Source organism: Novosphingobium sp. SL115 (assembly GCF_026672515.1).
Classification (GTDB): domain Bacteria; phylum Pseudomonadota; class Alphaproteobacteria; order Sphingomonadales; family Sphingomonadaceae; genus Novosphingobium.
This window is the reverse complement of record NZ_JAPPRG010000002.1, coordinates 2,115,271-2,128,777: the sequence shown is the minus strand read 5'-3', so window position 1 is coordinate 2,128,777 and position 13,507 is coordinate 2,115,271. Positions and strand designations below refer to the sequence as shown.

The following is a 13,507-nucleotide window of genomic DNA, read 5'->3' as shown; positions in this document are numbered from 1 at the left end:
GTCGCCTCCTGTCCTCAAACGTAGGATCGAAGGCGTCCAGAAATCTAGGGGCTACTCAGTGATAGGCGCGAATGGTTCCACCAAGGATCGCGTCTCTTACAGCAGGGTGGAACGGCTCCACAAAGCGGATCGTCATCCGAAAGCCTTCGCAACTTTCGACCATGGCGCTACGCGCCTCAAGACCGCTCAGGGTGAGCCAGATCAGAGTTCCGGGCTGTGGCCTGTCCATGCAGTCCAGCATGGCGGTCTGACAGGTCAGGCGCTGCACATTGACCTTCGCACGTAGCACGCCACGGCGATAGTTCGCTGCAATTTGCACGCCCTGATTGGCCGAGAACCAATCCGGGCCACCGATTTGTGCATCACGTTCAAGCCACATTGTCCTGCTCCGGTTTCCTGAAAGACAGGACGGAGCATCAACCAGCAAATTCAGTCTGCTGGTGTTGTGACCCGCGGACTGCGTGCTTCTACGTAAACGGAAAAGGGTCGACGGTTATCGAACCGGGCTGGTTGTCGCCCCCATGGATTTGCCCGCCACCAGCGGCTTTGCCCCGTCGCCCAGAATGATGAATGCCGCCCAATAGAACGGATGCGATGTATTGGGGTCATCCATCAGCTTTTCCTGCGCGGCCCCTAACGCGCCAGCCAGTTCCTGCCCCGGCGTTGATTCGATCACCCCGCCGATCAGCCGCTTGGTTGCGTCAAAATCGTCCGGCACCGGCCAGTGGCTGGCAATAACAGACCGCGCGCCCGCCCCCACAAAGGCACGCACCAGTCCATCCAGGGCGTAATTTCCGCCGCTGGTCACCCCAGCCTCCCGACTCGCCGATACGGTCGCCATACCCGCCGTATCGCAAGCTGACAGGATCACCAGATCGGCATTCAGCTTCAAATCGAAGATTTCGCGGAACGACAGCAACCCGTCAGATCCTGCCGTACCGAAGCTGGTCACCAGCGCCGGCCGCGCCGGGCAATCCGCACGCGGTGCGGTGACAAGACCGTGGGTGGCAAAGTGCAGCACACGGTACTGGTCGAGATCGCCCTCAGACAACAGCGCGCTGTCGTTGAACGCGGCTCCGGTTTTCACCATGCTGCCGCCAAGGGTGAGCTTTTTTTGCGCGTAAAACAATTCGTCCGCCGAAATGGGGTTCATCCATGTCGCCAACGGCCAGTCACATTCACCTGCCACTGCCGCCACAGGCTGCGCTGCAGGTTTGGCATTGCTGCCGAGGCCAAGATAATTGCGCGGCGCAGACGATGCAGCCAGCTTGCGGATATCCAGAAAGCCACGCGGGCTGACCGCGATGGACACTTCGCGGCCACGTCCCAGCCATTCGATTCCGGTAAAATCGAACGGATCGCCATCAGGACTTTCCATGCGTTTGTCGTAGGCTGCAATGCCCTTGTCGCCCGCCACCAGCACGGTGGGGGGCAACTGCAGCATGGCGCCATCAGGTTCAAAAATCAGATGGCGCGTGGCAGGCAGCATGCCTTCCACCGGGCTGAACAGATCGCGGTATAGCGCACGCGATTTCGTCAGGTCGAAGGGATAGTTCACCTGTCGCCCGTTCTCAACCTTGACGATGGTATCGCGAATATCCTGTACCTTGCGCGCAAGCGCAGCGGGCGCAAGGCCGGTGTCGAACACCTTTGCTTCGCCAGCCATCGCATAAAGGCCATAGATCCGCTCGCCCACAACCATCAGCTTGTAATAGGCCTCACCCTGCTTAAGCGCGGCCTGCAATTCCGCCAGTTCGACACCCTTCGGAGCCAGTACGTTATAGCGGGGATAGGCCGCCAGTTTGCTGACCAGCGCGGTCTGGTCGCTTTTTAGCGACGCCAGTGTGTCCTGCGCTGATTTCAACGCGGCGATATCTTGCGCGGTCGGCGTGATTGCCGCGGAAAGTTGGCTGATCGTAGCTTCGGTTCGCGCGATATCGCGGCTGCGGGCCACCGAAAGGCGGAACAGCGCGGCCGCTTCATCGTCGCCCTCGGACATCTGCCGGGCCAGCACGGCCTGCGTTTGCGCCACGCCGGGGCGTTGCAGCACCTGCGAGGCTGAAAACATCGCCTTCGCTTCTGATGGCCCGCCCTGCTTTGCCAGCAGACCGAAATAGGGTGCCAGCAAATCCTTCAGCGTTGTGCCCGCATCGGGGATGGCAAGGCTTTCATCCACCACCGTCGCGTAAAGCGCCAAGGCGCCAGCTTCATCCCCTGAACGCCCCATCCATGCCGCCTTGCGCGCCTGCGCCGCCAGCAGCGCGGGCGATTGCGGGAAGGCTTCGCCGATGATCGCAATCGCCCGGTCGAATGCCGGCCCTGCATCATTTGACATGCCGCGCGCTTCGGCCAGCAGCGCCAGTTCCATCTGGATTTCCGACCGCAACCAGCCTGCCGAGGCCACGCGTCCGCCACGCACCGCGTCCAATCTTTTGCCGGCCGCCTCGAAACCTGCCACCGCCTGCGCGAACTTGCCCTGCTGGCGCAGCGCTGTGGCTTGCAGGACATCGGCCTGTGCATCAAGGATTTCGCTACGCTCGGTATCCGAAAGGCCGGGGTCGGCCGCACCAAGCCGTTTCAGCCCGGCATTCTCGCGGTTGATCTCTTCGGCCAGCGGCATATTGATGAACCCGGTTGACAGGCTGTCACGATCAAAAGCAAAGCTGCCTTCGGGCACCGGTGCTGCCAGTTCATCCATCGCCGCCTGCGGCATTCTCTGGTTCAGCCGGTTGATCGCGCGGTAATTGCGGATCAGGCGCACATTCACCAGATCACCCCGGAGCAGCGCTTTGGATGCATCGGCAAACAGCCGGTTCGCCGCGCTGAAATTGCCAAGATTAGATTGCTGCAATCCCTGATTGGCCAAAGCTTCGGCCAGCGGCGCCCCCCCGCTCATCCGGTCGCGTGCGGCCAGTGCCTCGAAAAACTCTGCAGATTCGGCAAAGCGTCCGCCATTGTTGCGCAAATACCCTTCGTCGCGCGCACCGAGCCGGTCCAGTTGTCCCGCTTGCACCCGTGCGAACGCGGCTGGATCGCTGACTTCCGTGGTAGCCACGCGAATTTCGCCTGCCACAGACGCATCCTTGACCACGCTGGCCAGGGCAATCCGCAACGCCGGATCGTATCCGGCCAGTCCTTCGACCAGATAGGTGACGCCATCACGCGCCACGGCATAGCGCTTGTAATCAACATTGGCTGACTGATCGCGGCAGTTGACAGCCTTGACCTGTCCCAGCGCTTCGATGGTGACCGCCCCTTCACCGCCACAGGCCAGCATCACACCGGTCAGCCCGCTGGGTTCTGCCATCAGCGCCAGCTCGCGCCGCACCGCAATTACCGTGCCGATCGCACCCGCCGCATCGCGGCAGCTCAACCGGTAGGCCCGGTCGAACATGCCGCCAAGCCGCTGATCTAGCGGGGCGTTCTGGGCGGTGCATGTCACGCCGGAGGTTCCCACCCGGAACGAATTGCGCACCGAAAGCGGTTGCTGCGCCGGTGCGGCCTGCGCCAGGACTGGGGCCATGACCAGCGCCAGCCCCAGCGAAACCTGTGCCAGCAAGGCCGCGCGGCGATGGTTGCGATGGCTCATTGCCTGTTGCCCTGCGATCACTGCGCGTCTCCCTGTGCGGTGGCTTCGTTGATGACAGAGCCGATCAACGCCGGGTTGCCGCTGCCAGCCACGGGCTGTTCGATGATGCCCTGCGGCTCCAACGGTTGCGTATCGATCAGTTGAACCGGCGGCGCGATGGGGCTTTGCGCCGCATCCTCGGCCTTGACCGCCTTTTCGGCCTCTTCCTGCGCCTGCTCTTCCTGCTCCTCGCTCACATCATCGGCGTTGCCCGCTGTTTCATCAGCAAAGGTCGGCGTGTCACCAAGGCTGCCCGATGCAATCAGTTCTATCTGGCTGGCAATGGCAGGTGTAGGGTTCGTCGTCGCTTCTTCCAGCACCGGCAGGCAGTTGGTCGTGGTCAGCAAGCAACCATTGATCTGGCTGTCGGCGGTGAACCGCTCCAGATCGTCTGCGTCGGACAGCACGAGATCGTGCGCGGCAATGCCGCTCACCACGCCAGTAGCTGTCTGCCACTTGCCATTGACGACAAGCGAGATTGATCCCTGCTGCACGCCCTGCACGGGGTTGACGTCGGTAAATTCGAAATCGGCAAAGAAGCCGGCCGGATCGAGCACCGTCCCGGTGTTCTGGATGTAGAGCGTGCCGGTGGGATAGAGTTCAAGCCCCAGCGCTCGCAGCACGCCTTCGGGGCGCTGCACCGCTGCTGGCGCGTTAAGGTCGGCAATCCGCCCGATATAGAATGGATCGACCGCAAGCCGGTCAAGAATGGTTGCCGACGCCACATGGATATTGGCCGCGCCAATTTCCACCAAACCGCCCAGCGTCGTGCCTGATTGAAGCAGCGCGATTGATCCCGTCGCCGCATCCAGTTCGAACCGCCCCGTGGCAAATTCGAGCACATTGTTCATGCCAAACCCAGTGCCACCGATATTGCCGACAACGCGGATAGCGCCAGCGGGCATCTGGGTTTGCGGGTTGCCCGTGGCGAACACGATCCGCCCCTGTGCGCCGGTCACCGTTGTCGTGCCTGCCGTGCCACCTGCGGCAAGCGAAAGGTCGCCCACCAGCATGTCGATGGCATTAGCAGTCTGGTCCGAGGCGGCAATATTAAGCTGCCCGGTCGAAATCTGACCGATTTCAGCATTGCTCAAGGCGTAGCCTGATCCGTTCAAACCATCGCCGATCAGCGCGGGCGCTGCGGACGTGGAAATCAGGCTGACAACTCCGGTTTCGCCCGTGCGAATGCCGCCCGATGCCGCAGCGTTGGCCACAATGGCAATGTCAGGTGAAAAGATCGCCACGTTGCCGCCGGTCCAGCGTTGCTGCACGGTCACCAGGCCACCAGCTTCCACGCGGATTGCGCCAAACCCGGTGAGTTCCTCCCCGGTCATTGCGCCAGTCGATGCGCTGACGATCCGGCCGCCGATGGTGCCGCTGCCGATTGTTACCGTGCCTCCGCTTGCGACAGGCGCAGCGGTCAACAGCGTGGTGTAATTGATGCCCCCCGGCCCTGCCGTTACCGGAAGCATTGATGCATTGGCCACTAGCACGGTGCCAGTCGCCCCACTGATCGCCCCCGTCGTAGGGCTGATTACCACACCAGCGCGCGCCTGTTGCACGGCAATGTTGCCACCAGAAAGCAGCGCCACATCGCGCGCCGCAACCGTCCCGACATTCAACGCAGACCGGCCGCTGGCCAGAAAACGCTGGCCGGCACTGGCCGAAGAAACGTCCAACGTGCCCGTGCGCGAAACCAGTTCGATATCACCAGCGCTGCTCTGCAACGCGCCGAACACGCCATTCCCCGCACTGGCAAACCGGATAAACCCGGTTGAACTGATGCCCGCCGTCGTGATCGACGCATTCGACGCGCCGTGGATCGATCCGACAGTAGCGCCACCGGACAACGTGATCGTTCCTGCCGTCGCCACCGGAGCGGCAGCAAAGACCAGTTCCTTGTTGTATCCAGCAGTAGTAATCCCCAGCCCCGTCATCGTGGCATCGGCAATCAACGCCCGGTTGACGATGCCAAGTCCACCCAGTCCAATATTGCCGCCACCCAGAAATTGGCCATCGTATCCGGTAACCAGTCCGGTCAAAATCGACCCTGCAGCAGAAATACCCACGTCAGATGCCGCAGCAATCGTGCCAGCAGAAACATTCCCGCCCGATCGAATTCCGACGGAATTGAGATCGCCATTGGCACCTGTAGGAGTGCCGCTGCCAGCGGCCAGATTACCGGTCGTCACACCACCTTGCGATTGCAAAGCAATCGACGTTGCCGCCGTCTGGTTGCCGGTAACAATGGCGCTCAACGCTTCGATTTCAACAGAATCCCCGGCCGTCACTGCGCCCAGAGCAACAGTCCCACCTGCCGTCACATCGACATAACTGCCTGCGTCAAGCGATCCCAACGAGATATTCCGCAACGCTGCCAGCGTCAGCGAACTGTCCGTCTGCAGGTTCGCAAATGCCACGATATCCAGCCCGGAATTTAACGTGATGCCATTGGTGCCGGTCAACGTGCCTGTCACCACTGGCGGCGTTGCCGCAGCAACGAAATTGCCCGCAGACATATCCACATGGTCGGCAATCAATCCACCCTGATCCAGCTTCAGGGACAACGCATTCGGAGTCACCAGCCCAAATCCGCCAGTCACTGCCATGTTGCCGTTATCGATCAGGATCGTATCGGGAAGCGCACCATTGGCCACGCTTTGCGCGCCTGTAACCAGCGAAACGCTGTTTGCCGAAACCGTGCTGTTCACGATGTTTATCGCAATCGCGTCACCACTCAACAGTGTGCTACCCGTTACTGCGCCGCTACCACCGGTCGCCAATGCGGAGAATGCCAGATCGTCTGCAGTCAGCACGCCTTCCTGCGCAGGCTGGTTAAAGCGGTTGGTCACCACCAGGCCCAGGCTGTTGCCGATGGTCGCGCTGCCGCCCGCGCCGATGGTCAGGCCATTGCCGCCCACTCCACCCAGTGCACCAGCATCGAAATTGGCAGACCCGCTGATCGTGACCGGCGCACCGCGTACCAGCAACAGCGCTTGCCCGCCCGTGGCGTTGCCACCAGCGCCGCCGATACCGTTGGGAATGCCGTCCTGCCCACCAAATCCGCCTGCACCACCGGTTGCTGCTGCGCTGGCGCTGATCAAACCGTAATTGGCAAACCCTGCATTGCCCGTCACCGTACCCAACCCGCTGGAAAGCCCGATCTGGACCGATCCGGCTGTAGCCGCACCACCGACACCGCCGGTGGCGCCGTCACCACCTTCGCCGCCAAATCCATTTGCCCGTGCGTTCAGACTGGCAATTGCAAGCCCGCCATTGCCCGCAGTGCCGACAACCAGCACCGAACCACCCTGCGCACTACCACCAGCACCACCGACACCACCGGAAAGGCCGCGATTTGCACCAAACCCGCCAAATGCTGACGCCTCGGCAAGCATGCTGTCAATCGTCACCAGACTTGCGCCCTCAGGACCGCTGTTTGCCGCGATCTCGATTTCGCCGCCGATGGCATTGCCGCCATTGCCGTTCAGCACGGCATAGCCGCCATAACCGCCTGCCGTGGCAAAGACCGATCCCAGATCCAGCGTGCCGCTGCGGCCTGCGATCCCAATGAAACCACCCTGGCCAAGCCCTGCCGACCAACCATCGCCACCAGTGCCGTCAGCCACCGCCAGCGTCAGTCCGGTGACGCTGATCGCACCGCCATTGCCCGCAAGATCAGGTGTGCCCACGGTCAACAGCGCCATGCCGCCGGTACCGCTGCCACCCGCGCCGGAAGTGCTGTCAAAACTTCCTGCACCGCCAAAGCCGCTAGCCTCGACAATCGCATCGCCTTCAACGTCGACACGACCACCGTCACTGTAAAACCGGCTTGTGCCGCCAAGCCCGGCACCACCACTGCCGCCGATATCAGGCCCGTTACCGCCAGATCCATCGGAATAGATCGAAACCGAACCGGTAATGTCGGCCGTGCTGGTGCCCGATGCGATGAACCGTGCAAGGCCGCCCGTGCCCGAACCGCCCGCCAGTGCGGCAAACACATCGCCACCCACTGCCGATGCGCTGATTTCCACCGATGCCGCGTTCATGGCAGAGCCTGACGCCAGTTGCAGCAATACGTCACCGCCAGCACCACTTGCGCCAGCCACCCCTTGCGCACTTCCAGCAAAACCATCGGCCGAAAGAAGCACGCCGCCGTTGGCCGTAATCGTATTGCCAACTGTCGTGCCGCCAGCGCTCAACAATACAGAGCCACCCTGGGCATTGCCCCCTGCCGCCGTGCAAGTGGCCAGACAGTCGCCCGCGTTGCCGCCCGTGGCATTGGCACGAAAATCAATCGCGCCACTGGTCTGCAACAGGCTGTTGCCATCGTCGATGCGGGCAAAGATTGCCCCGCCCTGCGCGTCCCCGCCGCGCCCGGCAACACCGGATGTCGATCCCGCACCGCCGATCCCGCCATCGCCGCCCAAAGCGCCGGTGTCGGCAATCACATCGCCCAGCATGAAGCCACCGCTGTCGATGCCGCTGGCACGTGTGGTGTCGAACGCAATCGTTCCCCCCACCGCAGCGCCACCTGCGCCGCCTTGCCCACCGTTCCCGCTGCCATCATAGCCATTGCCGCCAAGCCCGCCAACGGCGGCGGCCTTCACATCCAGAAAATCTGCCATGATAACGCCGCCATCAGCAGCAGCGATCAGGTTCACCGTTCCGCCTACGGCATCACCACCTGCCCCGCCATCAAAGCCCAACGGCTGCCCGGCAGAGGCATTGGCCGTATCACCGGCACCACCGCGCCCGGTGGCACTGATGACAATCTGTCCGCCTGAAATGGTGCCGACAGACCCGGCATTGGCTGCCAGCGTGATTGTGCCGCCAGTGCCTGTGCCACCGTTTGCGCTGTTCAGTCCGTTGCCGGCTTGTCCTTCGGCAAACACGCTCAACACACCCGGCGTCCTTAGCGTCGATCCATTGGCCACAATCGAAATCGTACCGCCGGTGCCTGCTGCCATAGTGCTGCCATCGGCACCATAACCCGTCGCCTCGAACGTGGCACTGGCCATGTCGGAAAGGTTGGCTGTGCTCTCGCTGGCGGTGAAACTGATCGTGCCGCCCGTACCGCTGCCGCCTGCACCACCGAAGAACGACTGGTGCCCGGCACCGCTTGCTCCGAAATAGGCCGAACCGCTGATTGCAAGATCAGCCGCATCAATCAACACCGTAGTCGTGCCCCCAGCGCCAGCCCCACCTGCCGCTGATCCGCCGCTGCCATACCCTTCGGCCACTAGCGACATGTTGGCGCCAAAGCCAAGCTGGCCCCCAATCAGGTCAAACCGGGCATTGCCGCCAGTGCCGTTCCCGCCGATCGTATCAGGCCCGCTGCCCGCCGATCCGCCAGTGCCTGTTGCAGCAATCGAAGCGTTCTGCGTCAGGGTGATCGTCCCGCTGCCGCTGGTCGAAATCTGGGCCGTGCCGCCAAGGCCGTTGCCCGCAGTGCCATTTTCCAACTGGCCACCGCCTTGACCGTTGGCAGTTATCAGGCTTGCGCCCGATACGGTCAAATTGCCGCCTCCTGCATTCAGGCCAGCTATCCCGCCAGTGCCCTGCCCGCCTGCTTGTGTGCCAAACCCCAGCCCGCCGTTACCCTGTGCGGAAAGCTGAAGGTCGCCGCCGACAGACAGCGCACCTGCCGACATTGTCTCCACCGTAACCGCGCCGCCAGTGCCGGTCAAAGCTCCGGCATATCCGCTACCACCGGTGGCATTGGCGCTGGCCTGTAAAGTGCCCTGAACGTCGACGATCTTTTCGTTGCGCGCGCCTACATAGATCGTGCCACCCGTGGCCAATCCACCCACGCCGGTCGGATTGCCTCCATTACCGCCAAACGCTTCGGCCTGAAACGTCGCTGACCCGGCCACGGCTATTCCACCAATACCGGCACCGTATGCCGCAAGGCTGATCGCCCCCCCCGTCGCCATGCCGCCCTGCACTGCGCTGAAACCGCCGTAGGCAATTGCTGCTACTGTCAGATCGGCCAGTTGGATGGCAGCGCCGTCGAACGCTTCGACGTTGATTGTGCCACCCATACCCTGCCCGCCGGTACCTACCTGACCGTCACCGCCATTGCCACCGACACCGCCAGCATTCAGCGACGTTTGTCCGATGACCGTCAGCAGATCGCTTCCGCCCGATGAAATCAGACTGATCTGCCCGCCAGTGCCTGCACCGCCATCAAACGTGCAAACCGCACAGCCAAACCCGTCTGCACCGATTCCCGATGCAGAAGCCGACAGGTCGCCAACAATTTGCACAGTCGAACTGTTGCCACCAACCGCACGGATCGTCGCGCTCCCGCCAACGCCCGCACCTCCACCAGCGTTACCCACTTGCGGATTGCCGCCATAGCCATCGGCTGCAATGTTGACATTGCCTTCGATGTTTACAGTGCCGCCGTTGACAGCTTCGATGACCACATTACCGCCCGTGCCGGTGCCGCTCGACGTGTCTGGAAGCACCGTCGATCCACCGTAACCCACAGCACTAAGCGTCACATTACCGCCTAAAGAAAGTACGCCTCCGGCAGTAGCTTGGAGGGTAATATCGCCCGCCGTTGCATCAAACGTCGCGGAATTGCCGAAGGCGTCGCTATGAAATTCGAAGTTGCCAGCGATGCCTAACGCGCCGCCCTCGGACCCATCTGCACTGATCCCGCCGCCCGCTGAATAAAGCACAAGGTCAGATGCAAAATTTGACCCGATGTTGAGATTTGAGGAAAGATCAATTGTCCCACTGGCGCGTCCAACAACCGCCGATGTGAATTGCGCATCTGCGCTCGCAATCGATACATCCCCGCTGCCGCCGCCGCTTGATCGGGCCTGCTGAATCTGTCCGCCAACGACATTGTGCCCTGCCGACAGCACAATGGAATTGCCATCCACATCGGCAGCACCCGCGATATCAAAGCCCAATGAACTGCCAGCACCGATCGCCATGGTCAGCGCATCGTTTTTGGCCACAGCAACCATATATATTCGATGCACCGCCACGTCCGATGCGGCCGGACCGGTGATCGTGCCAAAGTTCCGCAGTGCTGTGTCGCCCTCTCCAACGTTATAGCTTGATCCTGAATCGACCTGAATATCGAACAAGCCGGATGGGGAGAAGGTAATGGTTGCCGCGTCGGCCGCCACCAGCGCCGCCGAACCGTTAACGCTAATCGTGCCCCGATTCGTCACTGATGGCGCCACCAGCGCAATGTACGATCCGTCGGGCGAAGAATTCAGCGTAGCGCCAGCCCGAACCACGATCTGCGATCCGGCGACGGTCGCAGGCTGGAACACATAGGCGCCATTCGTGTCAAAATTGCCCGACGAATCATACGTCAGGTCCGATGTCGTCAGGACCAGATTGCCCACGTCGAACACCGCCCCCGCGCCAACGACGATGCCACCGGGGCTATAGAAGAACACCGTCCCGCCCGGCGACGCCCCGCCAGACGCGCTCTGCAATTGCGACGCCACAATGCCGTTGAACTGGATCGGACGGTTCGATCCGCTAGGGATGATGCGGTTCAGAACGGCAAAATCGGATGTCAGATTCGGGTTGTTGGTAAATGTGGCGATAGTGCCCGCAGGCTGAAAGTCGATCGCTCCGCCGGTCGCCGCCGTATCGATAGGCGTCCAGTTGATGACCGCGCTGGGGCTGCCAACGGTGACACTTGTTATACCAGTTGTTTCGAAAACATTCATCACGCCAACGCTGGACGTCACCGTGCCCTGAAACGATTGCGCCCGCAGTGCAGGCGTGGCTGCTACCAACGCAGTGGCAAGCGCCAGCCCCGATGCTGACACAAGCTGGCGGCGGGTTGCAGGCGAAAGGGTGGGGATCGCGCGGCGCATCAGAAGGTTCTCCACGGCAGCAGTCGCGTTGTCAGACTCAACAGGAAACGAGGCTTGGAACGGTTTGCCTGAAGGCCAACCTTTTCCAGTGGCACGGCCAGCGTGGCTTCAAGCCGGAAACGCGATCCGATTTCGGTGCGCACACCGCCGCCAACCGACGTCAGCCGGTCATGCCCGGCAATGCCCTTGTTCCACACCCATGCCGCATCGACATAGACAAAAGGCTGCAAACGGATATCGCGGTCGCCCGCTACCGGCAGGCGCGGACCGCGAAGTTCCGCAGTTCCTGCCACCGCACTATCGCCAATCAGGTCGCCCGGATCATACCCGCGCCCCACGGTAAAGTTGCCCGCCGAAAACTCTTCAAAGCTGAGCAGCGGCTTGAACGCATATTGCCCGCGCGGTGCCAGCAGGATAGAAAACGCCCCCACCGCCCGTTCATACTCTCCCTGCCAGCGCAGCACGGTGGCACGGGGCGACCCGTCAAACCGACTGGTCGGCGTCAGCGCGGCACAGGCAGCACCGGTGCAACCGTCGGTCGCATCCAGAATGTCCAGCCCTTGCCGCACTTCAAGCGAACTGCTCACCCGCCATTGCGGTTTGACGTGGCCGGTATCAATCGCGTCCATATCAAGCCGCGCCCACGCCACGCGCACCTTGTCGCGCGTTAATGGGCCAATCAGATCTACCGACTGGTTCACCAGATCGAAACCGCCCGCCAGCCAGCTATTGCCCGAAAGCGACCTGCGCAGGGGATAGCGTGCATGCAGACCGGCATAAAGCGTGCGCGCATCGATACTGATCCCTGCTGGCAACCCCTGCAGTTCCGGTTTGGTCCAGGCGTATGTCACTTGTCCGCCCACGATCAGGCCATGGCGGCCGGGACGAAATTCGTGTGCGCCTTGCACAATGTGCTGCTCGCTGAAATCAGCGGTGGTGTAATACGAAAGCGTGGTCGCATCGCCCATGCCGGTCAGCCCGAAGAACTGGGCGCGCACCTGGCCGCCAAACCGTCCCGTCGCTTCCGATGACAGGTTCTGCACGGTGAAATCCACCGCATAAGGCTCACGCAGTACGGTGATTTCGCCCACCAGATCGCCCGCCGCTGTTCCTGCGGGCTTCAGCGTCAGTTGCACGTTGTATCCCGGCAAATCGCGCGCCAACAGCAGATAACGCTCCGCCCGGCTCTGGTTGAACACTTCGTCACCGGTCAAGGCAGAGAGGTATTGCTCCAGCTTGGCTTCGGCACCGCGCGTTTCACCCCGCGCCCGGATGGCGGAAATGCGCGCATAGACCACCTCCATGCGCACTTCGCCATTGTCGATCTTTTGCGTGGGCACCTGCACTGCGGCCAGATAGCCCTTGTTGCGCAGGATTGTGCCGGCAGCATCACGGATTTCGCATAGAACCGCAATCGGCTGCGTCGTGCCGACCAGCGGCTTCCATGTTGCTTCGAGTTCTTCCGGGCCGGTTTCCTTCAACCCGCCAAAAGTTACTCGGCTCAACGTAACCTTGATGTCGGCATATTGCGGATCGTCCAGCGGGCAAGGCGACCGCTCGATCCCGCCCTCTACCGAAAGACGCGCAGCCGGCCGCGCAGCTTGTCCGGTAATGCCGCGAAGTTCATCACGCGAAGGCGGGGTTGCCCCTGCCTGTCCCTGCAACGGAAACGCAGGAGCCGGCAACACTGGTGCCGTTTGCGCCATCACCCCTTGTGGTATCGCAGCCATGGCAATGCCTGCCAGACTCCGTCCAGCCAGACCAATCACGCCCGGCAAAAGGCCTTTGCCCCCCACGCACATCGCACTCATTGCTTTTCGCCTTCGCCGAAACCTGAACGACGCGGCCCGTTATCTTATTTTCATGATCGTAGCAGGCCCGGCATATGCTGCAAAGTGTTGCCAGACACAAATCAACGCATTTTAGATGGTCTTGCTCATACGGTGGAAAATGCCCGGAAATCCAGGCGCAAAAAAATCGGGGCGAAACCTTGTGGCCCGCCCCGATTGTCAATCGCGCTGAG

At 61.9% G+C, this 13,507-nt stretch carries 4 protein-coding genes; all 4 read right to left on the bottom strand.

All coding sequences use genetic code 11. The features are described from left to right. Nucleotides 1-55: 55 nt before the first annotated feature. The 4 genes from OVA07_RS11745 to OVA07_RS11730 all read right to left on the bottom strand — a co-directional run bounded on the left by OVA07_RS11745 (nt 56) and on the right by OVA07_RS11730 (nt 13,295). The gene (locus tag OVA07_RS11745) at nt 56-379 is read right to left on the bottom strand and encodes a hypothetical protein (RefSeq protein ID WP_268171608.1); all 324 of its coding nucleotides are present in this window, start codon (nt 377-379) and stop codon (nt 56-58) included. A gap of 114 nt (nt 380-493) precedes the next feature. Then, entirely contained in the window at nt 494-3,589 is a 3,096-nt protein-coding gene (locus tag OVA07_RS11740) for a CHAT domain-containing protein (protein WP_268171606.1), read from the bottom strand. A gap of 17 nt (nt 3,590-3,606) precedes the next feature. Beyond that, nucleotides 3,607-11,484: a hypothetical protein gene (locus OVA07_RS11735; protein WP_268171605.1), complete on the bottom strand. Its 7,878-nt coding sequence runs from the start codon at nt 11,482-11,484 to the stop codon at nt 3,607-3,609. Then, the gene (locus OVA07_RS11730) at nt 11,484-13,295 is read right to left on the bottom strand and encodes a ShlB/FhaC/HecB family hemolysin secretion/activation protein (protein WP_268171604.1); all 1,812 of its coding nucleotides are present in this window, start codon (nt 13,293-13,295) and stop codon (nt 11,484-11,486) included. Before OVA07_RS11730 ends, OVA07_RS11735 begins: the two co-directional genes overlap by 1 nt. Nucleotides 13,296-13,507 lie beyond the last annotated feature (212 nt).